Consider the following 21,584-nt stretch of genomic DNA (forward strand, 5'->3'; position numbering starts at 1 on the left):
AACGGCATGGCACTGTTCCTGTTCATCCTGCTGATCGCGGTGGTGTTCGGCTTCGTCGGCGCCCTGGTGAAGGGCCTGCTGTGGCTGCTCGTCATCGGCGCCGTGCTGTTCATCGCCGCCCTGGTGTTCGGCGGTGTGCGCCTGAGCCGCGGGAGAGGCGCGCGCAGGTAGGAGCGGCGCAGCGCCGCCGGCCCCGATCCGGTGGGGCGGGACAACCTCCCCGGCTTCCCGCCCCACCGGCGTCCTCGGACGGCCGGCCACCCCGTCACGGGACCGGTACGGGGAAAGAGGGGTCAGCGGTTGCGTGACCGACAGCACCCGGACGCCCCGGACCCGGCTGCTCCTGCCGCGGCGCATCGGGCGGCTCCGGTCCGAGGCCCACTGGCGGCCCCGCTGGCACCACCTCATCCGGCGCAACCTCGCAGGAGCATGCCAGCGGGCCGCGCAACGCTGGGACCTGGAGGTTCCCGGCCCGGCCGAGGCCGGCCGGCTCCGGCCGACGGCAGCACAGCGGGGACGCGGCCCTCGTTCCGGAAGGCGGAAGGCGGCGGGTAATGTGACCGCGGTCGGCCGCGTCGGGTCTTCCCCGCGCGAGGAGAAGCGGGATGTCCCGCTCGGTTGGAGAACTGCGATGTCACGTCGTTTCGACTGCTCGGTGGCGGCCGAGCGTGCCATGGGCCTGGGCGAGGCCGTCTCGGCGGTACGCCGGGGCGAGATCGTGGTGCTGCCCACCGACACCGTCTACGGCCTCGGTGCCGATGCCTTCGGCCCCGAGGCCGTCGCGCGGTTGCTCGATGCCAAGGGGCGGGGCCGGAACATGCCCTCGCCGGTGCTGGTCGGCTCGCCGGACGATCTGGACGCCCTGGTCGACGACCTGCCGCAGCGGGCGCGGGACCTCATGCAGGCGTTCTGGCCGGGCGGACTCACGCTGGTCGCCCGCCACAAGCCCTCGCTCCGGTGGGACCTGGGGGAGACGCACGGCACCGTGGCGGTCCGGATGCCGGCGCACCCGGTCGCCCTCGATCTGCTCATGGCCACCGGGCCGCTGGCCGTCTCCAGCGCCAACCTGACCGGCAAGCCGTCGCCGCAGGACTGCGACGCCGCCCAGGGCATGCTCGGCGAGGCGGTGGCCGTCTACCTCGACGCGGGCCCGACCCCGGCGGCCGTGCCGTCCTCGATCGTGGACATCACCGGCACGGCCCCCGTCCTCCTGCGCGCGGGCGCGATCAGCGCCGAACGGCTGCGTGAGGTCGTCCCGGACCTGGCGGAACGCTGAGCAACCCGGTCACGCCGCCGCGCCGGCGGGCAGCCCGCGGCCGCGGGCGCTGACCAGACGGGCGCTGACCAGACGGGCGGTGCCGTCGGCGAGCCGGTAGGACGGGCCGACGACGGCGACCCGGGCCGTCGGCAGCGCCAACGGGCAGGTGCGCCGTCCCAGCACCGGGGCACTCTCTCCCTGGGGCCCGGCCGACGGGGCGGTTTCTGGACCGGGACGGCGCGGCCCGCCGGGTTCAGCCGGCGGTGGCCCAGTGAGCGGCTCGTGCGTGCAGGGGTGAGACGACGGCGGCGTAGCAGTTTCCGGGCAGGTCGGTGACCCAGTCGAAGGTGTCGAGGAAGATGCCGTGCTTCGCCGCGGCGTTGAGCATGTCGGCCAGGAGTGCGGTCGCGGCGGCCTTCTGTTCCTCGGTGCCGGGGGCGGTGCGGCGTTGGGCCGCTTCGTCGACGCGGTCGGCCAGGTCGCGGCGCCTGAGGACGGCGCGGTAGCAGGTGCTGGGCAGGTCGGTGACCCAGTCGAAGGTGTCGAGGGTGATGCCGTGTTTCGCCGCGGCGTGCAGGATGTCGCCGAGCAGCGCGGTGGCTGCGGCCTGGTCGTGCTCGGTGCCGTGGTCCGGGTGGCGTTCGGCGGCGGCGTGGACGCGGTCGGCGAGGTCGCGGCGCCTGGCCACGGCCCGGTGGCAGGTGCCGGGCAGGTCGGTGACCCAGTCGAAGACGTCGAGGGTGATGCCGTGCTGGGCGGCGGCGTTGAGCAGGTCGGCGAGCAGTGCGGTGGCTGCGGCCTTGTCCTGCTCGGTGCCGGGGTCCGGGCGGCGCTGGGCGGCTTCGTTGATGCGGTCGGTCAGGGTGCGGTTCTTGCGGTCGGTGTACTCGTACACGCTGGTGTCCTTGCTCGGGTCGGGGGCCGTCGGCGGTGGCCGGGTTCCGTTTCCGGGCACCGGAGCGGGAGACGCGGGGGCGTGGCCGCTGGGCCGGGGCGCGGCCCGCCCAGCGACCCGGCCTCGTGCGGCGAAGCGCGCCGGGAGCGGTGGTCGAGCGGTACGGGGTGCGGCCGGCGGTGCCGGAGGGGCACGTGGCGGGCCGCACCCCGGCGGGGAGCTACAGGCCGAGGGTGAGGCGGTCGGTCAGCAGCCGGGTGAAGCGGGCCGGGTCGGGCAGGTCGCCGCCTTCGGCGAGCAGGGCGCTGCCGTGGACGAGTTCGGCGGTGTCGGTGAGCGCCGGGTCGTCGGCGTTCGTCTCGTGCGCCCGGCGCAGGGCGGTGATCAGCGGGTGGGTGGGGTTGAGTTCGAGGATGCGCTTGACCGGGGGCAGTTCCTGGCCCATCGCCCGGTACATCTTCTCCAGGGTGGGGGTCAGGTCGTGGGCGTCGCCGACCAGGCAGGCCGCGGAGGTGGTGAGGCGGGTGGAGAGGCGGACCTGCTTGACGTGGTCGGACAGGTTGTTCTGGAGCCAGGCGATCAGCGCGGCGAAGTCCTGTTCGCGCTGGGCCTTCTCGGCCTTCGCCTCGTCATCGCCGTCGCCGTCGGCCTCGTCCAGGTCGACCTGGCCCTTGGCGATGGACTGGAAGCGGTGGCCGTCGAAGGCGGGCACCTGGTCGGTCCAGACCTCGTCGACGGGGTCGGTGAGGATCAGGACCTCGTAGCCCTTGGCGGTGAAGGCCTCCATGTGCGGGGAGTTCTCCACCATCGCCCGGGTCTCGCCGGTCAGGTAGTAGATGGTGTCCTGGCCGTCCTTCATCCGCGCGACGTACTCGCGCAGCGTGGTCGGCTTCTCCGGGTCGTGGGTGGAGGCGGAGCTGACCAGTTCCAGCAGTGCGTCGGTGTTGTCGCGGTCCTCGAGCAGGCCCTCCTTGAGGACCCGGCCGAACTGCTCCCACAGCTCGGCGTAGGTTTCCGCCCGGTTGCTCTGCACACCCTTGAGCGCGCCGAGGACCTTCTTGACGAGGCGCCGGCGCACCGCGGTGATCTGGCGGTCGTGCTGCAGGATCTCGCGGGAGACGTTCAGCGACAGGTCGTGGGCGTCCACGACTCCCTTGACGAAGCGCAGGTAGTTCGGCATCAGGGCGTCGCAGTCGTCCATGATGAACACGCGCTTGACGTACAGCTGCACACCCCGCTTGGAGTCGCGGGAGAACAGGTCGAACGGCGCGTGGGCAGGGACGAACAGCAGCGCCTCGTACTCGAAGGTGCCCTCGGCACGCATGTGGATGGTCTCGGCCGGGGCCTGCCAGTCGTGGCTGATCTGCTGGTAGAACTCGTGGTACTCGGCTTCGCTCACCTCGCTGCGGGGGCGGGCCCACAGCGCCTTCATCGAGTTCAGGGTCTCCAGCTCGCGCGGCGCGGTGTCCTCGGCGGCGGATTCGCTGTCCTCCCCGACGCCGGTCTCGGTGTCTCCGGTGGTGCCGGCGGCCTCGGTGGCCATCCGGATGGGCCAGCGGATGAAGTCGGAGTACTGCTTGACGATCTGGCGGATCTTCCACGCGGCCAGGTAGTCGCCCAGCCCGTCCTCGCTGTCCGCGGGCTTGAGGTGCAGCGTCACCGAGGTGCCCACCGGCAGGCCTTCGGCCTCCGCGATGGTGTAGGTGCCCTCGCCGTCGGACTCCCACGCCGTCCCCTGCTCGGTGCCCGCCCGCCGGGTGCGCAGGGTGACCTTGTCGGCGACCATGAACGCGGAGTAGAACCCGACGCCGAACTGCCCGATCAGGCTCTGCGCCGCCTCCGCGTCCTTGGCTTCCTTGATCTTGGCCAGCAGGCCGGCGGTGCCGGACTTGGCGATGGTGCCGATCAGGTCGACGACGTCCTCGCGGGTCATGCCGATGCCGTTGTCCCGCACCGTCAGGGTCCGGGCCTGCGCGTCGACTTCCAGCACGATGTGGAGGTCGGAGGTGTCGGCGTCGAGGCCGGTGTCGGTGAGGGATTCCAGGCGGAGCTTGTCGAGGGCGTCGGAGGCGTTGGAGATCAGCTCGCGCAGGAAGATGTCCTTGTTCGAGTAGATCGAGTGGATCACCAGCTGCAGCAGCTGGCGGGTCTCCGCCTGGAACTCCAGCGTCTGGGTCGGGCTGGGCACGGGAGGCATCTCCTTCGAGGTGGTGGAAAGGGTTCCGGCCGGGTCGAGCCGATCGGGGTCGGGCGGCGTGCTGCACGGCCCGGTGGTGGTCAGATGTGGCTGAGGGGCTGGTAGGGCTGCTCGGGGCGGGCGTGGCCGGGGCGGGCGGTGCCGAAGCAGGACAGGAGGAGCTTCAAGGCGTCGCGGTCCGAGAGGGACGGGCTGGGGCCGCGCGCCGGAGCGGTCGGCGGCAGAACGGTCGGCGGTGGGTGGGCCACAGCCGGGCAGGGGCCGTCGCCGGGGCCGTCACGGTCCGGCTGGGGGTGTGCGGAGGTGCCGGGAACTGTCGGCGCGCAGCTGGTCGGTCCGGGAGGTGACCTGATCGACGCGGTCGGCGAGCTTCGGGTGGTCCGTCCCCAGGAGGGGGCGTGTCTCGGCGAGCGGGGCGAGCAGGCGGGCGGGGTCGTGGTGGCCGAGCGCGTCGAGGAGGCGTCCTATGGCGGGGGCCGCTTGGGGGCTCAGGTCGCCCAGCGCACCGATCTGACCGGCGAGGCTGCGCAGGTCGGCGGCGTTGTCGCGGGCCCAGGTGGTCACCGCTCGGTCGCCGGCGCGCTGAGCCCGCGCGGCCTGGACACGCTGCTCGCCGGTGCTGCCCGCCCCGGTGCCGGCATCGGCGTTGGGACGAAGGCGCAGGTAGCGGCGCTCGGCGGCCTGGCGGCTCTGGACGCCCAGCGGTTCGGCGAGATCGGCCCAGGTGGCTCCCGCGTCGCGGGCGGTCTCGATCAGGCCGGTCTCCCAGCCCGCGAGTTCCTGGCGCAGGTGGCGCAGCATCAGCAGCGCAGCCAGGGCCTGCCCGGGGTCGTCCTGACCGGAGTGGTCCGGTGGGGCGTGGCGGGCGGTACGGGCGGCGGCCTCCATCGTGCCCAGCGCGGCGGCGGCGGCCAGGAAGGAGGCCGGACCCACCTCGGCCGCGCCGGTGTCCTGCACATCCACGTCGTCACTCTTTCGCTGACTGTGCCTTTGTCGTCGAATGGATGACAGGCTACAACAGCTGATGGCGCTTCGCACCAGTGCGAACCCCCCGGAGACGTTCCGGACCGGAGGCGACCGACGGCGTGCGCACCGCGCTTGCCCGTCAGGCACCCCGAGGCCCTGGTCGAGGCCGGGGATCCCGATGGACGCCTGGCGCGAGGGGCCGGTACCGCGGCGACCAAGGTGGTGAGTCTGCGCGCGAAAGCCGGCGGTCGTCGACCGCCAGGCACAGGTGCACCGACGAGTTCGTCCGGGCCCGGCGCCGCGGACCGATGAGCGCGGCCGCGGAGATCCAGCGGTCCCTCCTGCCGCCGCTGGCGATGCACGGCCCGCGGCACCTGGCCGTGATCGACGCGACGGGCCACGGTCCGGCCGCGGCCACCAAGGCGACCGTCGCCGTCGGTGCCTACGGCACCTGCACGGCCCCACCGCCCTGCCCGTCGGCTTCGGCGGCGACGGGCCCCGGCTCGGCGAGCCGGCCCTCCGGGCGGGCGACCGGGTGCCGCGCTTCACCGACGGCCTGATCGAGGAACACGCACCCGGCGGGGAGCGGTCCGGCCAGGGCGCAGCACATCGCCCGGGACAACCGCATCGAGCACGCCGAGGAAGGAGTGCGGGCGGTGGCGCGCTCGCGCTCCCGCACCCTGATGCGGCAAGGGGGCGGGATCACCGGCGACGACGCGACCCGCGTCCTGATCGAACGGCGCGGCAACGACGCCGACCAACCGTGGCACTCCGGACCGTTCCGACAACCACACCCCGGCGGTGCGGCCCTCGACGGTGAGAACGATCACGGCGACCGTGCCGCAGCGCCGGCGCACCCGTCCCGGGCGGGGCGTCACTGGTCGGAGTAGCTGAGGTCCCCCACTGTCCAGCTGCTCACGTCGGCGATGGCGATCCGGTACATGCCCCCCGTGTGGGGCAGGCCGTAGCTGCCCTGCAGGATGCGGGCGACGTGCAGATGCAGGTGCGTCGGCCGCGCGGCAGGCGGCGCCACGCCGTCGCCGTCGCCGGTGGCGGGCGCCGTGAACAGCGCGGCGAAGGGCTTCAAGTGCTCGGAGGCGCCGAGGACTTCGGCCACCCGTTCGTTCCAAAGGCTTTCCGGCGCCAGGCGGCCGGTGATGACCGCCCCCGGGACGACCACGGTCAAAGGCATCTGGTTACTGCGCTCGGACTCCACCATCGCGGCGATGTCGACGAGCAGCCCATCAGGGTTCGACATGGAACCGAGGATAGTGCCCGCCGCAAGCCGCCCGCACGGACGCCCCGACCCCGTGACGGCGCCGGACGCGACGCGTCACGGCAATTTCCACTAGCTGTGATCGCGGCATGGAAAAATATGGGGTGGCTGGAATAGATACCGGGCGCGGTTCGGCCGTCGCCCGCCGGATCGCCGAGGGGTGGTCGTGGTCCTCAACGTGTCGGCCGTGGTGTTCTTCGGCGCGGTCCTCGCCGTTCTGGTGCGTCGGCGCCAGGCGAGCGGGTTCACGGCCTGCGTCGCCGTGGTCTTCGGCTTCCTGCTCGCCTCCAGTACGGCCGCGCCCGCCGTCCACGACATCCTGGCCGCCGCGCTCACCACGCTCGCACCCACCCGCTGAACGACACCGCCGCAGTGGCACCCTCGCAGGTCCAGGCCACCGGCCCGGCCGGTAGTCTCCCGCCCCGACCAGGGCGCCGCAGAGCGCAGACACGGCACACGCACCGCCCCTCGCCGGGGTGCGAAGGAGAGTGGAGATGCAGCAGTCCGCCCCGATCACCGACACCTTCGTGCTCGCCGGAATCGTCGAGGCGGTCCGCGACGGCGACGAAAGAGTCCTGCGCCGGCTCCTCGCACGCCTGGCCGAGCAGGCGACCGTCGCCGACCTCTACGCCCTGCGCGACGCCCTCGCCGCCTGCTCCGGCGCCGGCGATCCCACCAGCGCCGGCCGACCTGGGACACCGCGATAAAGCCCCGTGCCGGGACATGGAAATCTGTGCTGGCGAGAGTAGACATTGCCCAGCGGTCTGTGTAACGTTCCTCGTGTTGGAAGAGCAGGACCGCAGGACAGGCAGACACGAACTGCCTGGGCAGTACCGCAGTACCAGCAGGGATGCAGGAGGCGTGCAGGTCGTCAGTACGCGGGCCCCGGTGACAGCAGAAGGGGCTCTTGGCGGAAGGCGGGTGACCTGTCAGGCGTCGCGGGCCCGGGTGTGCTTGGGGTCCGGGGCGGTGGCGGTCGCGCACGCGCAGGATCGCAGTACCGGCAGTTCGCAATATCGCAGTACGCACGATGCACACCAGAGGAGAAGGGAAGGGTTCACCCCGTCGGATCGCCCGCCACGGCACGCAGTAGCAGCTGGGCGGTCACCGCAGTAGCCATCGTCATGGAACGTCATGGAAGAGGTGGTCCTCGGTCACGCATACGCGATCCCCGCATCCTGCCCCTCCCCCGGGCAGTGCGGACACCGCAGGCCGGCGCATCAGCCGGCAGCAGTAGTGCAGTAGATGGTGCAGTGAATCCACATATCCCTGGGCCCCGGCGCACAACAGTGCCGGGGCCCTCGACCCGTTTCCCGAGAAAGAAGGTGCTGGTGGAACAGACCACCCTCGCCACCGACCACAACACGGCGGACCACATGAGCGCAGAGACCAAGTTCGACGACGACGACTACCCCGCCTACACCATGGGCCGGGCCGCAGAGATCCTGGGCACCACGCCGGGCTTCCTGCGCAGCCTCGACGAGGCCAAACTCATCACCCCCCAGCGATCAGCCGGCGGTCACCGCCGCTACTCCCGCTACCAACTGCGCATCGCCGCCCGCGTTCGCGAGCTGATCGACCAGGGCACCGCCCTCGACGCCGCGTGCCGCATCATCATCCTCGAAGACCAACTCGAAGAGGCTCTGCGCATCAACGCCGAACTCCGCCGCGACCGCACCTGAGGAGAGCCGGACTGCCGGCCCGCGACCTCCACGACGCGCGCCGCAGTCCCCCCTCCGGCCGTAGCCGCGCTTCTGCTGCCGGCGGCTATGCGGCGGGGAATGCCAGAGCGGTGCTCGGCCGGGTCGGAGGTCCGCCCGGATGGCACGCGCTGAACGACGAGACCTCCGCCCCGGGCGGCGCGCCCTGCCGGCGCGCCGCACGAGACGGCCGACCGGGACGGGTGGCGCCCGGGCTCAGAGCTTGAACAGCGCGGTGTACGGCTGAGTGATGCGCTCCTGCCGTGACCCGAAGTCGACGAGCACGGCGAAATCGCCTTCGACGCCGATGGTGCGGCCGAGGCCGTACGTGTCATGGGTGACCCGGTCGCCGACGGCGAAGTGCTTGCGCGGGGCCTCCACCCGGGCCTTGAAGGGGCTGGTGGGCAGGTGGCGGGGGACTGCTGCGTATTTAGTCATCAGCTCCAGTATGCGCCGGAAAGCGCGAGGCCGGGCTTTCTCGGCGCCATCGATTTCCGGGGGATCTTGAGTGACGCGTGCGCTCGTCCGGTTCGTCCCCTCGGCGGCGCCGGCAGGCGCGATCCGTCCCCCTGGCGGCTGCCACCGGGAGGGCGGACGCACCGCAGCTGCGGTCATCGGACCACGGGCCGGCCGGGCGGAGTGATCCACTCGGTCAACAGGCTTGCTGTCCAGGCGCGTTGACCGACCCGTCGGCTCTGGTCCGGCAGCTCCAGGGGTGGCCCCGCAGAACTGGGGTGGAAATATCCCACCGCCGCGGGCTGCGGCCTGCTACTGTGGTCCTAGTTGCAGTAGTGGTTCCCATGAACTTTGTGTGCGCCTGCTGATGTATCGCAGGCGCATTTTTTCTTTCCCGGATCTTTTCCGGGTGGGTGCTCCATACGGTGACTCGAGGCTCGCGCTGTGCGTGCTTCGGACAGTCCCTTGAAGGAGATTTTTTTATGGCTAATGGCACTGTGAAGTGGTTCAACGCGGAAAAGGGCTTCGGCTTCATCGAGCAGGAGGGTGGCGGCCCCGACGTCTTCGCCCACTACTCGAACATCAACGCCAACGGCTTCCGTGAGCTGCTCGAGGGCCAGAAGGTCGAGTTCGACGTCACGCAGGGCCAGAAGGGCCCGCAGGCCGAGAACATTCGTCCGCTGTAGTTTCTGCCACGGCACCCGCCCAGCAGCGAGGGGCCCGCACCACGCACACATGCCTGGTGCGGGCCCCTCGGCATTGCGTCACCGAGCATCCCCCGGCCGTGTCCGGCCCCCTGGCCCCGCCACCGCCGCCCATCCCCACGCGAGACGCCCAGCGCCGCGTCCGGATCGGCGCCCTGCCGTGACATGACACGGCTTTGAGGTTCCTCGCTCCCGCTCTGTGCGGTGAGCGCCGACCGTAGGTGACGTGCCGCACGGTTCTACCGTCCACGTTCCGCTCTCCATACTTCAGGCCCGTTCCGTTGCAGCCTCCTGCCGGCGCCCCGCGCTGCGGAGCCGCCTCGCGACGTGCCGCACCGGAAGGTTTCCCATGAAGCGCTCCAGTCGCTCGTCGTACCAGAACGCCAACTCCCGCTCCTCGGCGTCCTCCCGCCACTCGGGGTCCTCCCGCTCCGGCGGCGGCTCCTTCTACGGCGACCGCCCGTCCGGCGGCCGTGGCTCCCGTCAGGGCTCCGCCCAGCAGGGCGAGTTCGCGATGCCGGTCAGCACCACCCCGGCGCTGCCGGCCGTCGAGGCCTTCGACGAGCTGGACATGCCCAAGGCCCTGCTCTCCATCCTGACCCGCCAGGGCGTCACGACACCGTTCCCGATCCAGGCCGCGACGCTGCCGAACTCGCTGGCCGGCCGCGACGTCCTGGGACGCGGCCGCACCGGCTCCGGCAAGACCATCGCGTTCGGGCTCGCCGTGCTGGCCCGCACCGCCGGGCAGCGGGCCGAGCCGCGCCGCCCGCTGGCCCTGGTGCTGGTCCCCACCCGCGAACTCGCGCAGCAGGTCACCGACGCCCTCACCCCCTTCGCCCACGCGGTGCGCCTGCGGATGGCGACCGTGGTCGGCGGGGTGTCGATCGGACGCCAGGCACACATGCTGAACCGGGGCGCGGAGGTGGTGGTGGCCACCCCCGGCCGGCTCAAGGACCTGATCCAGCGCGGCGACTGCCAGCTGGACGGGGTCGGCATCGCGGTGCTCGACGAGGCCGACCAGATGGCCGACATGGGCTTCCTGCCGCAGGTCACCGAGCTCCTTGACCAGGTGGCCGAGGGCTGCCAGACGATGCTGTTCTCCGCCACCCTGGACCGTAACGTCGACCGCCTGGTGCGCCGCTTCCTCAACGACCCGGTCACCCACTCGGTGGACCCGTCCGCCGGAGCGGTCAGCACCATGGAGCACCACGTGCTCCATGTGCAGAACTTCGACAAGAACGCCACGATCGCCCACATCGCGTCCCGCGACGGCGGGGTGATCATGTTCACCGACACCAAGCACGGCGCGGACCGTCTGGTGCAGGACCTGCTCGCGAACGGGGTGAAGGCCGCGGCCCTGCACGGCGGCAAGTCCCAGCCCCAGCGCACCCGCACCCTGGAGCAGTTCCGCACCGGCCAGGTCACCGCGTTGATCGCGACCAACGTCGCCGCCCGCGGCATCCACATCGACGGACTCGACCTCGTCGTCAACCTGGACCCGCCCGCCGACCACAAGGACTACCTCCACCGGGGCGGCCGCACCGCCCGGGCCGGCGAGTCCGGCACCGTCGTCACGCTGGTGCTGCCCAACCAGCGCCGCGAGATGACCCGCATGATGGCCACCGCCGCCATCACCCCCATCACGACCAGGGTCAGCGCCGGCGACGAGGAGCTGGCCCGTATCACCGGTGCCCGGGTGCCCACCGGGATCCCCACCGTGATCGCCGATCCCGTCGTGGAACGGCCGCGCCGCAGCCCCTCCGCGAACCGCGGCCGGCGCGGCCGTCCCGCCTCCACCGTCGGTGACAACCGGGCTGCCGCGAGCCGAGACAACCAGAGCTCCTCCCGCCGTCGGGCCCCCAAGCGCGTCGCCCTCGCCGCGTAGCACCGCCGGGCCCGGCTCCCGGCGCGGACCGGGCCCGCACCGACGGTGGAGGCGGGACGGCGACACCGGATTCGCCGTGCAGCTGTCCGTGGGCTGGTAGGTCGCGACGGTGTAGGTCGCGGCGCTGTGCCGGCGCCGTGGCCCGAAGGCTGCCCGCCCCGGCGCCGGCCAGGTGCGGCTTCGCCGGACCGGTGGGGCCGAGTCATCTGGACCTCCAGGTACTCGGCCCCGCCGGTCACGTGGTGGGCGCGGACGGCGTCCCGGCGGCCGGCGTGAGGGGCGAGCCCCGGAACCAGTGCGGTGACGCCCTCGGCGGCGAGCATCTCGGCGACCAGGCCGATCCGCGTGACGTTGGTCTTCCGGTCCTCGTGGGAGAAACCGAGGCCGGCGTGGAGGGGCCGTCGAAGCTCATCGCCGTCGTCACAGCTGCACCGCTCGCGGGTGCCCGAGGGTCTTCCCCCGGGTGTCGAAGAGCAGATCCGCGCGGTCGGCGAGCTTGACGACGTCGATGTCGCTGTGGGGCTGGAGCAGGATCGTGAGGTCGGCCGTCTCGGCGTCGGCCAGGTAGTCCGTCACCCGCTCCACCGGTGTTCCGGCCACGTCCCAGGTCGCGACCTTGGGATCGTAGTACCGGACGTCCGCCCCGCGTCGTCGCATTTCGAGCACGAGCGCGGTGGCCGGCGTCTCGCGCTGGTCGGAGATGTCGGGCTTGTAGGTGACGCCCAGCAGCAGCACCCGAGAGCCGTTCATCGCCTTGCCCCGGCCGTTGAGCAGATCGACCGACCGCTGGACCACGTGCACCGGCATCCGCTGGTTGATCTCCTGCGCCAGCTCGACGAACCGGAACGGAATACCCAGCGACCGGACCTTGTGGGAGAGGTAGTTCGGGTCGATGGGAATGCAGTGGCCGCCCACGCCGGGCCCGGGATAGAACGGGGCGAATCCGAACGGCTTCGTCGAGGCGCAGCGGATGGCGTCCCACAGGTCGACGTCGATCTCCCGGCAGAACATGGCCATCTCGTTGACCAACGCGATGTTGACGTGCCGGTAGGTGTTCTCGAGGAGTTTCGCCATCTCTGCTTCCCGCGGGCTCTTGGCCTCCACCACCTCCCCGACGAAATGCTCGTAGAGCCGGCGGGCGGCCTTCGTGCAGTCCGGAGTGCACCCGCCGACCACCTTGGGGGTGTTCTCAAGTCCGAAGTCGGGATTTCCCGGGTCGATGCGCTCGGGGGAGAAGGCGAGGTGGAAGTCGATCCCGACGCGCAGTCCGCCGGCCTCCAGCGCCGGCCGGACGACGTCATCGGTCGTGCCCGGGTAGGTCGTCGACTCCAGCACCACCAGCGTTCCGGCTCGCAGGTGATCGGCCACCACGGCGACCGCGCTGTTCACCGCGGACAGGTCGGGAGCTCCGTGCGCGGTCAACGGGGTCGGCACGCAGATCACCACCGCCTTCGCGCCGGCGATCACCGAGGCCTCGGTGGTGGCCCTGAACCCGTGGTCCAGCATCGCCGCCACCTCGGCGTCGGAAATGTCATCGATGTGGGAGCGCCCCGCGTTGAGCCCGTCCACCACCGGACGGCTCAGGTCCAAGCCCGCCACCCGCAGGCCCGCCCGGGCGGCCCCACGGACCAGCGGTAGGCCCACGTAGCCCAGGCCGACCACGACCAGATCAACAGGTGTACGGGAACTCATTGCGCGCACAACCCCCCTCGGAGTGAAGCTTGGACGACGTTCAGGAGTGGATGACTCATCCGGTTCACCTCGGCGCGGGAACCGGTCGCGGCGCCGGCCGACGACTTCCCACCCCGACTTCCCACCCAGGTGAATCGAGCCACCGCCGGTGCGGCGACTGCGGAATTCCGGCAGTGGAACCGGCGTACGGATGCCGGTACTTGTCGGCCATTCCGGCGGATCGTGACGGCAGCGGCAGCGGCAGCGGCAGCGGCAGCTCGCGAGCCGGGCGTTCCGGCTCGCGAGGCGATCGCCGCAGGTCTCCACCAGCGGAGTGCGGATCCAACGGTCGACCGGACGACCCGCGGCCGGTCGGGGCCGGCGGCCGCCGGATCCGCAGGGCTTCACGGCGTTCGTGCCGGCGTCACGACGGCGTCTCCCCTGCGCGCGTGGCCAGCGCGGATCGGGCGGGTTCCCCGCCGACGGCCTCCGCCCGGCGTGCCTCGGCGAGGACATCGGCGGCGGTGAGGCGGCCGGCTCCGGCGCGGAACCGGTCCAGCAGGTGCTCGGCGTCGTCCAGCAGCTCCTGCTCGGTGCGGGGGCGGTGGTTGAGCGGCATCCCGTCCAGCAACAGGCGCTCCAACGCCGCATGCAGCTCGGAGCGGCCGACCTCCCGGATCGTGAACGACAGGTGCACGGACAGCTCGTCCTGCTCCCCGACCGCCTCGTGGGCGAATCCGCGCGGGATGTAGAGCACCTCGCCCTCGCGCACGACCTCCGCCAGCAGCGCCGGGCCCACGTTGCCGGCCCGGCCCGGCGACCAGGCGGTGCTGCGCGGTCCGGCGTAGACCTTCCAGCGCTTGCCGCCCTGGATCTGCACCAGCAGCACGTCGGCGTCGTCGCGGTGGACGGGCAGGCCCTGCTCGCCGGGCGGGGTCGCGAACAGGAACGCCTCGACGCGGCGCCCGAGGCTCCGTTCGAGCAGTGTGGCGGCCTCGCGGGTGGCCATGTGCCAGTGCTCCACATTGCGCAGCAGCAGGGTCACGCCGTCGTCCATCATGCGTCTGATGCCCTCGGCGTCCGCGAAGCCCTCGGCGAGCACGTTGTTGACGGTGCGGGCCCTCGTGTAGTCGCCCATGTCGATCGGCGTGGACTTGCGCACCATTTCCAGGTAGGGCGCGCGCAGCAGTCCCGAATCGATCGCGTCGTCGACCTCCCGCAGGCTGATCGGGCTGAGCGAACCGATCGGGCCCGTCGAGTCGGGCGCCTGCTCCCGCTCCCGCGGCCTGAACACCGCCGGAGCGGTGCGCCAGTGTTTCGCGTAGAAGTCCGAGACGTCGCCGACCAGGCCCGGCAGTACTTCCCGACTCGTCATCGCATTCCTCCTTGTCCGGCCGGCAGGCTCAGCCCAGCCGCCCGTCGCCGTTCAGCTCGGCGAGCGCGGCGGCGTCGAGCTCGATGTTCAGGGCACCGAGCGCGATCGCGGCCTCGGCCGGGTCGCGGGGCCCGATGACGGGGAAGGCCGCCGGGTGCGCCAGCACGTAGGCGAGGGCGACGTTGATCGTCTCGACGCCGAGCCGCGCGGCCAGCCGCTGGGCGCGCTCGCGGCGGCCGCGGTTGGCCGGCGTGTCCCAGCAGCGCACCATGTTCGGGTCGAGCAGGCCGAGGTCGACGCCGGAGAAGAACCCGCGCGCCTGACTGGACCAGGGGATCAACGCCACGTCGTTCCGGGCGAACCAGGCGAGGTCGTCCTCATCGGCGGCGATGCACCCCGGGTACAGCGGCTCGGCCATCTTCGCCAGCGCGAAGTGGTTGCTCACCGCGGCGAAGCCCTGCCCGCCCGTGGAACGCGCGTACGCGGTGGCCTCCTCGACGCGGGCCCGTCGCCAGTTGGAACCGCCGTAGGCGCCGATCCGGCCGGCGCGGACCTCGGCCTCCAGCGCGTCCACCCATGCGCCGACCGGGATCTGCTCGTCGTCGCGGTGCAGCAGGTACATGTCCACCCGCGGGACGCCCAGGCGCTCCAGAGAGATCGAGAGCTCTTCGGCGATCGTCTCGGGCGCGCACTTCGGCGGGTGCGCCCCCTTGGCGATGATCACCGGCGGCTCGTCCGGCGTGTTGCGGGCCAGCCACGTGCCGAGGACCTCCTCGCACACGCCGCCGCCGTAGGCGAAGGCCGTGTCCAGGAGATTGCCGCCCTGCCCGAAGAAGTGCTCCAGCAGGGGTGCGGCCTTCTCGTACGTCCGCATGCCGGACGTGCCCAGCGTGATGCGCGAGACCTCGCGGTCCACGCCGGCGATCTTCCCGTACTTCATCGTCATCGCTGCGTCCCTCTCATCGGGTCTCGGCGCTCAGGCCGACTTGTTCGAGTGCGGACCGGCTGGGCAGGTTCGCCATCACCTGCCGGACCTTGGTCCGCGCGAGCTCACGGTGTTCTTCGCGCGTGTCCGCCGCGATCGCGACCGACGCCTGCGTGTACAGGTTGTTGAGGACCGTGCCCAGGTACCCGGAGAAGCACGACAGGTCCCTGACGCGGCCGGGGCCGCCGGCCCGTGCGTACGCGGCCGCCGTGGCGGCGACGCGGTCCGTCCGCGCCCGGCCGTCGGGTGCGTGCCAGGCCATCAGGGCCGCCGCGAGCTCGTGGTCGGCCGAGCCCGGCCCGGCGTTGTCCCAGTCGACGAGCACGAACCCGCCGGTGCGCTCACGCATCACGTTCTCGGGCGTGAGATCGAGGTGGCACATGATCAGGGCGTCCCGGTCCAAGGGGACGACGAGCTCGGACAGCTCCCCGACCGCGGGCATCAGCCGTTCGAGCCGGTCGGCCCACCCGACGCGCTGTGCGCGCAGGGCGTCGAGCAGTTCCTGCCACTGATCCGCGGTCGGCACGCGCTCGAACCTGCTGTCCGGCGCACCGGCGTCCTGGTCCCGCAGAGCCAGCCGGTGCAGCCGGGCCAGGCAGTCGCCGAGCCAGTCCGCGGCCTGCTCGGCGGCGCGGTCCGCGGGAGTCAGGGGCCTGCCGTCGATCCAGCCGTAGAGCCGGACGTAGACGTCCCCGAGTTCAGGGGGAAGCCGGCACAGGTAGTCGCCGTCCACGGTGGGCAGGCTCTGCGGACACCCGACCCCGGCGGCCCGCGCCGCCGTCTCGAACCGGACCCGGCCGCGGATCTCCCGCTCGTCCTGGTCGTCGTCCCAGAACAGCTCCTTGAGCGCGTGCCGGGTGCCGGCGGCCGTCAGCTCCCAGATCCGGCCGCACAGCCCGCGGGCCGTCGGCTCCGCGCCGAGCGCGGTGCCGGCCAGCCCGAACCTTTCCCCCACGTAGGCCGCGGCGGCCGGTGTGGGGGTGAACGCCTGCTGGGTGCTCATCGGCCCGTCCGGCCCAGCTCGGCCGTCATCGACCGCACCGTCGGGAAGTCGAACACCGTGTCCACGCTGATCGCGCCGCCCAGCTTCGCCCGGACCCTGGACACCAGGCGCAGTGCCAGCAGGGAGTGCCCGCCGATCTCGAAGAAGTCGTCGTCGGGCCCCACGGCGACACCGCCGAGCACCTCCGACCAGAGCGCGGCCAGCTCCTGCTCGGGCCCGGTCAGCGGGGCGCGGCCGGCTGCGTCCGCGGTCCCGGCCGACGGGCCGGGCTCCGGCAGCGCCGCCCGGTCCAGCTTGCCGCTCGGCGACAGCGGCAGCCGATTCAGGTCGACGAGTGCCTGCGGCACCATGTAGGCGGGCAGCGCGGCCGCGAGGTGCTCGGTCAGTTCGGCGGAGGTCACGGCGGCGTCGGCCTTGACGACGTAGCCGATCAGCCTGGCCGGGTCGCCCTTCGGCTCGACGGCGCAATCCGCCACGGCCGGGTGGGCGAGCAGCACCTGCTCGATCTCGGTCGGCTCGATCCGGTAGCCCCGCAGCTTCAGCTGCCGGTCCGCGCGATGCAGGAACTCGAGCCCGCCGTTGCTCCGCAGCCGCACCACGTCGCCCGTCCGGTAGAACCGGCCGTCCTCGCCCGGCAGGGCGGTGAAGCGCTCCTCGGTGAGTCCGGCGGCGGTGTAGCCGTCGGCGACTCCGGTACCGCCCAGGTAGAGCTGGCCCGGCAGGCCCGGCGGCACCGGCCGCAGCCGGTCGTCGAGGACCCGGGCCACGGTGTTGGCCAGCGGCGTGCCGATCGGCACCGGCGACTCGCCGCCGTCGAGCCGGTACGCAGTCGACCAGATGGTGGTCTCGGTGGGGCCGTACAGGTTCCAGCAGACGGAGGCCCGTTCGACCAGCTCCGCCGCCAGGTCTGCGGGCATCGCCTCCCCGCCGCACAGCGCGGTGAACCGGTTGGCCGGCCACCACTTCGCGGCCACGAGCATGCGCCAGGTCAGCGGTGTCGCCTGCATGACCGTCGCCGAGTGCCGGGCCAGCAGGCCGACCAGCGCTTCCCCGTCCGAGGTCGACCTCTCGTCGGCGATCACCACCTGGCCGCCGGACACGAGCGGGAGCAGCAGTTCCAGCAGCGAGATGTCGAAGGCCAGCGTGGTCACGGCCAGCAGCGTGTCGGCCTCGGTGAAGCCGATCCGGGCCCGTATCGAGGCCAGGAGCCCGGCCAGCGCGCGCCGTGGCACTCGCACGCCCTTGGGCCGGCCGGTCGAGCCCGAGGTGTAGAGCACGTACGCCTCGCTCCCGGGGTCGGCGACGTACTCGGGAGCCGGTCCGGGTTTGCCGTTGACGAACTCCTTGTGACGGCCGGGGAACTGGCCGCCGATCTCCGGAGTGGTCACGATGACCTTGACGTCGGCGTCGTCGAGCACGTACTCGTTCCGAGCCGCGGGGTGCCGGTGGTCCAGCGGCACGAAGGCGGCGCCGGTCAGCAGCACGCCCACCAGTCCGACCACGGTGGAGACGGAGCGGTCGACGCACAGGCCGACCCGGTGGCCGGGGCCGATGCCGAGCGCGGCCAGTCGGCCGGCCAACCCCTCGGCCCGGGCCTGGAGTTCGGCGTAGGTCAGGGTCCGCCCGCCCGCCGTGACCGCCGGGGCGTCGGGGCGCGCGGCGGCCTGGCGCGCGATGAGCGCGACGACGTCGTCCTCGGCCGGGAAGTCCCGCGCCGTCCCGCTGGAGGCGGCGATGGCCGTGCGGTCCTCGGGCACGAGCATGTCCAGGGCGTCGACCGCCCCGCTCGGGTCGGCCACCGCCGAGCTCAGCAGCCGCAGGTAGTGGTCGACCATGCGCTGCGCCGCGTCCTGGTCGATCAGGTCGGTGTTGAACTCCCACATCAGGGCGAGCTTCTCCCGCTCGCCCGGGGCGCCCGCCCGGCGCAGCTGCTCGGCCCGGGGGATGACGACGACATTGAGGTCGAACTTGGCACTGCCGTTGTTGTGTTCGACCAGGGTGCCCCGCGCCCCCGGCCAGTCGAACGAGGGCACCGGCGAGTCGTGGAAGCTGAAGCAGGTCTGCACCAGTGCGTTCCGGCTCGGGTCGCGCGGCAGGTCCAACGCGCGCACGACGTCCTCGAAGGGGGCCTCGCCGTGCGCCAGCGCCTCCAGCACGGCGTCGCGGGTCTGGCCGAGCAGCTCCTGGAAGGACAGGTCCTCGCCCAACCGCAGCCGCATGCCGACCATGTTGACCAGCATGCCGAGCAGGTTCTCGGTCTCCGGGCTGTCGCGGTTGGCCAGCCAGGAGCCGATGGTCAGATCGCGGGCCCCGCTGTAACGGTTCATCAGCACGGCGAACCCGGCGAACATGACGACGAACAGCGACACGCCCTCGTCCCGCCCGCACTCGCGCAGCCGGGCATAGAGGTCGTCGGGCACCGCGACCCGGATGGCCGTGCCGCGGAAGGTCTGTTTGGGCGGGCGCGGTCGGCTCACGGCCAGGTCGAAGGTGCCCGTGCCGGCCAGGCGATCCGTCCAGTACGGAAGCACCTGCTCACGCCGGGCTGCGTAGCGCTCCCGCTGCCAGGCGGCGTAGTCGGCGAACTGGACCGGCAGGTCGGCCAGTTCGGGTTCGCGCCCGTCCGCCCACGCCGAGTAGAGCTCGCCGATCTCCCGCCAGAACACCGAGACCGACCAGCCGTCGTGCACCAGATGGTGCTCGGTCTCGACCAGCGCCCAGTCGTCCTGCGCCAGCCGGATCAGCGTCCACACGGCCAGCGGGCCGGTGGCGATGTCGAAGTCGCGGTCGAACTCGGCGCGGAGCGCCGCGGTCAGCGCCGCTTCGCGGTCGGCGTCCGCGACCGCGCGCAGATCGAGCTCGTGCAGCGGCACCTCGGCCGGGTCGTGCACCACCTGGACCGGGCCGCTCCCGGTGAGGTGGAAGGTGGTGCGCAGGATCTCGTGCCGCCGGGTGACCTCGGTCAGGGCCCGCTGGACGAGGTCCGGCCGGAGTTCGCCGCGGAAGCGGATGACGCATTGGAAGTGGTAGGCGCGGTCGCCCCCGGCCAGCTGGTCGAGGAAGATCACCTGCTCCTGGCCGAAGGAGACCGGGGCCGGCCCGGTGCCGGCGCGCGGAACCAGCCTCGGCTCCGCGGCATCGCGCACGGCGGGCAGGCCGGCGAGCGCCTCGGCCATCCCGGCGATCGTGCGCCGCCGGAGCGGCAGGCCCAGGGGGACGTCGAGCCCGAGCCGCCGACGCAGCCGGGTGACGAACTGGACGGACAGCAGCGAGTTGCCGCCGAGCTCGAAGAAGTCGGCCGAGCGGTCGGCGACGGGGCGGCCGAGCAGTTCGGTGAGGATGTCCGCGAGCTGCTGTTCGGTACCGGGCCGCGGCGGCTCGGCGTCCGGGCCGGACCGCGTCGCGGCCGTCGAGGCGAGCGCGGCCCGGTCGACCTTCCCGTTCGCGGTCAGCGGGAGTGCCGCGACCACATGGATCCGCTGCGGGACGAGATGGCCGGGCAGCCGTGCGGCGAGCTCGGCGGTGATCGCCGCCTCGTCGGGCACGGCGTGCGGGCCGGGGGTGACGAAGGCGACGACGCGGTCGCGCGCCGTCTTCGGGCCGAGCGCGAGCGCGACCGCCTGGTCGACGTCCGTGGCGCCGCGCAGCGCGGCCTCGATCTCGCCGAGCTCGACCCGGAATCCGTGGATCTTGACCTGCAGGTCGCTTCGCCCGAGGAACTCCAGGGTGCCGTCGGGGCGGACCCGGGCCCGGTCTCCGGTGCGGTACATGCGCACGCCGAGCTCGGGGTGCCGGACGAAGGCGGCCTCGGTCTGTCGCGGGTCGTCCCAGTAGCCCCGGGCGAGGCCGGTGCCCGTGATGCAGAGCTCGCCGGCGGTCCCGGCCGGGACCGGGGCGAGCGAGTCGTCGAGAAGGAGGAAGCCCTCGCCCGGCAGCGGGTCGCCGTAGGGGATGCTCGTCCAGGCCGGGTCGACGTCGCCGATCTCGTAGACGAGGGAGTTGATCGACGTCTCGGTCGCGCCGCCCATGCTCACCACGCGGGCCGCGGGGTACCGGTCGCGCACCCGGTCCGGCAGGCCCACCGGGATCCAGTCGCCGCTGAGCACCGCGAGGCGCAGCGGCCCGGGAGCCGGCACGCCCGATTCGCCCAGCCAGGACACGAGCATCTCCAGCAGCGCCGGCACCGTGTGCCAGAGGCTGACCCCGTGCCGCTCCATGAGCTCGGCCCAGTGCGCCGGGTCACCCGCACGCTCCGGGTCGGGGACGACGACCGCGCCGCCGGCGGCCAGGGGACCGAAGATCTCGTAGACCGACAGGTCGAAGCTGAGCGAGGTCAGTGCGAGGGAGCGGTCCCGAGGCCCGACGCCGAAGCGCCGGTTGATCTCCAGCACGGTGTCCGTGACGCCGCCGTGCTCCACCATCACGCCCTTGGGCGCGCCGGTCGAGCCCGACGTGAACATCACGTAGGCCAGGCTGTCCCGGGTGCCCGCGACCGGTCCGGCCGGCGCGGGGTCGAGGCCCTCCAGGGTGGAGACGGCCGCGTCCGCGGGCCAGGCCGCGGACGTGGACAGCGAGGCCTGCGTGAGCACATGGGAGCAGCGGCCGAGCTCGACCAGCTGCCGGAGCCGGGCCTCGGGCAGGTCGGTGGAGAGCGGCAGGTAGGCCGCCCCCGCCTTCAGGACGCCCAGGACCGCGACGATCTGCTCCCAGCCCTTGTCCAGGGCCACGGCGACCGGTTCTTCGGGGCGCACCGATCCGCGCAGCCGTTCGGCCACGGCCTCGGCCAGGCCGTCCAGTTCGGCGTAACTGAGCGTGCGGTGCGAGGTGATCACCGCCGGTGCCTGCGGGGCGCGCCGGGCCGCCGCGGCGACGAGTTCGTGCAGGGTCATCGGTCGTCTCGTTTCTCGTGCGGGAACGTCAGGCGTGCTCACGGGCCAGGTCGGCGATCCGGTGGAGGCCGCTCATCACGGCCTCGGGCTCGACACCGAAGTCGATCAGGCAGGCCACCTCGTCGACCCCCATGTCCTCGAAGGACCGGAGGGTGCGGCGCGCGGTGTCCGGGGACCCGAACAGGCCGCTCCGGTGTCCACACCGCGCGCAGGCCCGCGTCGTCGGCCGGCCGGGCCCCGTCGAGCAGCAGGTCGTAGCGTCCCCGGTCGGTGCGCGACGCGTCGTCGGCGAAAGAGAAGAGGCTGATGTCCACAGGGTCTCCG

At 72.5% G+C, this 21,584-nt stretch carries 19 protein-coding genes and 1 pseudogene; 7 read left to right on the forward strand and 13 right to left on the reverse strand.

Annotated features, from left to right (window positions below; all coding sequences use genetic code 11):
• Positions 1 to 6: 6 nt before the first annotated feature.
• Positions 7 to 171, forward strand: a complete 165-nt coding sequence (locus BG452_RS21415; RefSeq protein ID WP_188305957.1) for a hypothetical protein — start codon at positions 7 to 9, stop codon at positions 169 to 171.
• A 460-nt stretch (positions 172 to 631) separates the two neighbouring features.
• Positions 632 to 1,276, forward strand: coding sequence for an L-threonylcarbamoyladenylate synthase (locus BG452_RS21420; RefSeq protein ID WP_188305958.1), 645 nt, complete (start codon positions 632 to 634; stop codon positions 1,274 to 1,276).
• A gap of 9 nt (positions 1,277 to 1,285) precedes the next feature.
• Here BG452_RS21420 and BG452_RS21425 read toward each other — a convergent pair whose 3' ends face one another.
• The 6 genes from BG452_RS21425 to BG452_RS21450 all read right to left on the reverse strand — a co-directional run bounded on the left by BG452_RS21425 (position 1,286) and on the right by BG452_RS21450 (position 6,574).
• Positions 1,286 to 1,441 (reverse strand): hypothetical protein, encoded by a 156-nt coding sequence (locus BG452_RS21425; RefSeq protein WP_188305959.1) that lies wholly within the window; start codon positions 1,439 to 1,441, stop codon positions 1,286 to 1,288.
• 70 nt (positions 1,442 to 1,511) lie between these two features.
• A complete protein-coding gene (locus BG452_RS21430; protein WP_188305960.1) occupies positions 1,512 to 2,153 on the reverse strand; it encodes a hypothetical protein in 642 nt (213 codons plus the stop codon).
• 220 nt (positions 2,154 to 2,373) lie between these two features.
• Complete coding sequence (gene htpG, locus BG452_RS21435; RefSeq protein WP_188305961.1) at positions 2,374 to 4,341, reverse strand: molecular chaperone HtpG; 1,968 nt, start codon at positions 4,339 to 4,341, stop codon at positions 2,374 to 2,376.
• Between the two features lie 285 nt (positions 4,342 to 4,626).
• Positions 4,627 to 5,313 (reverse strand): type III effector protein, encoded by a 687-nt coding sequence (locus BG452_RS21440; protein WP_317621164.1) that lies wholly within the window; start codon positions 5,311 to 5,313, stop codon positions 4,627 to 4,629.
• Between the two features lie 445 nt (positions 5,314 to 5,758).
• Entirely contained in the window at positions 5,759 to 6,022 is a 264-nt protein-coding gene (locus BG452_RS21445; protein WP_188305962.1) for a hypothetical protein, read from the reverse strand.
• A gap of 168 nt (positions 6,023 to 6,190) precedes the next feature.
• Complete coding sequence (locus BG452_RS21450) at positions 6,191 to 6,574, reverse strand: hypothetical protein (RefSeq protein ID WP_188305963.1); 384 nt, start codon at positions 6,572 to 6,574, stop codon at positions 6,191 to 6,193.
• Positions 6,575 to 6,758: 184 nt separating this feature from the next.
• On the opposite strand from BG452_RS21450, the gene BG452_RS21455 reads away from it, so the two are divergent.
• The 3 genes from BG452_RS21455 to BG452_RS21465 all read left to right on the forward strand — a co-directional run bounded on the left by BG452_RS21455 (position 6,759) and on the right by BG452_RS21465 (position 8,274).
• Complete coding sequence (locus tag BG452_RS21455; RefSeq protein WP_188305964.1) at positions 6,759 to 6,950, forward strand: hypothetical protein; 192 nt, start codon at positions 6,759 to 6,761, stop codon at positions 6,948 to 6,950.
• A 136-nt stretch (positions 6,951 to 7,086) separates the two neighbouring features.
• Positions 7,087 to 7,299, forward strand: coding sequence for a hypothetical protein (locus BG452_RS21460; protein WP_188305965.1), 213 nt, complete (start codon positions 7,087 to 7,089; stop codon positions 7,297 to 7,299).
• 669 nt (positions 7,300 to 7,968) lie between these two features.
• Positions 7,969 to 8,274 carry a MerR family transcriptional regulator gene (locus tag BG452_RS21465; protein ID WP_188305983.1) on the forward strand — a complete coding sequence of 102 codons (306 nt, stop codon included), beginning with the start codon at positions 7,969 to 7,971 and terminating at the stop codon, positions 8,272 to 8,274.
• 234 nt (positions 8,275 to 8,508) lie between these two features.
• Here the strand turns inward: BG452_RS21465 and BG452_RS21470 are convergent, their stop codons facing one another.
• Positions 8,509 to 8,730 carry a hypothetical protein gene (locus BG452_RS21470; protein WP_188305966.1) on the reverse strand — a complete coding sequence of 74 codons (222 nt, stop codon included), beginning with the start codon at positions 8,728 to 8,730 and terminating at the stop codon, positions 8,509 to 8,511.
• Between the two features lie 500 nt (positions 8,731 to 9,230).
• On the opposite strand from BG452_RS21470, the gene BG452_RS21475 reads away from it, so the two are divergent.
• Positions 9,231 to 9,434 (forward strand): cold-shock protein, encoded by a 204-nt coding sequence (locus tag BG452_RS21475; RefSeq protein ID WP_030918248.1) that lies wholly within the window; start codon positions 9,231 to 9,233, stop codon positions 9,432 to 9,434.
• 367 nt (positions 9,435 to 9,801) lie between these two features.
• Entirely contained in the window at positions 9,802 to 11,337 is a 1,536-nt protein-coding gene (locus BG452_RS21480; protein WP_188305967.1) for a DEAD/DEAH box helicase, read from the forward strand.
• Positions 11,338 to 11,588: 251 nt separating this feature from the next.
• Here the strand turns inward: BG452_RS21480 and BG452_RS21485 are convergent.
• From BG452_RS21485 to BG452_RS21510, 6 genes and pseudogenes are all read right to left on the reverse strand, one after another.
• Positions 11,589 to 11,816: pseudogene (locus BG452_RS21485) on the reverse strand (adenylyl-sulfate kinase); the annotation flags it as partial.
• Positions 11,758 to 13,029 (reverse strand): nucleotide sugar dehydrogenase, encoded by a 1,272-nt coding sequence (locus tag BG452_RS21490; RefSeq protein ID WP_188305984.1) that lies wholly within the window; start codon positions 13,027 to 13,029, stop codon positions 11,758 to 11,760. The gene BG452_RS21490 and the pseudogene BG452_RS21485, both read right to left, overlap by 59 nt.
• A 403-nt stretch (positions 13,030 to 13,432) precedes the next feature.
• Entirely contained in the window at positions 13,433 to 14,383 is a 951-nt protein-coding gene (locus tag BG452_RS21495; protein ID WP_188305968.1) for a JmjC domain-containing protein, read from the reverse strand.
• 28 nt (positions 14,384 to 14,411) lie between these two features.
• A complete protein-coding gene (locus BG452_RS21500) occupies positions 14,412 to 15,329 on the reverse strand; it encodes an aldo/keto reductase (protein ID WP_188305969.1) in 918 nt (305 codons plus the stop codon).
• Positions 15,330 to 15,342: 13 nt separating this feature from the next.
• Positions 15,343 to 16,371 (reverse strand): phosphotransferase enzyme family protein, encoded by a 1,029-nt coding sequence (locus BG452_RS21505; RefSeq protein ID WP_188305970.1) that lies wholly within the window; start codon positions 16,369 to 16,371, stop codon positions 15,343 to 15,345.
• Complete coding sequence (locus tag BG452_RS21510) at positions 16,368 to 21,260, reverse strand: non-ribosomal peptide synthetase (RefSeq protein ID WP_188305971.1); 4,893 nt, start codon at positions 21,258 to 21,260, stop codon at positions 16,368 to 16,370. The genes BG452_RS21505 and BG452_RS21510 overlap by 4 nt, the downstream gene beginning before the upstream one ends.
• Between the last annotated feature and the right edge of the window lie 324 nt (positions 21,261 to 21,584).

Source organism: Streptomyces sp. CBMA123 (assembly GCF_014596465.1).
In the GTDB taxonomy this organism is placed as follows: Bacteria; Actinomycetota; Actinomycetes; order Streptomycetales; family Streptomycetaceae; genus Kitasatospora.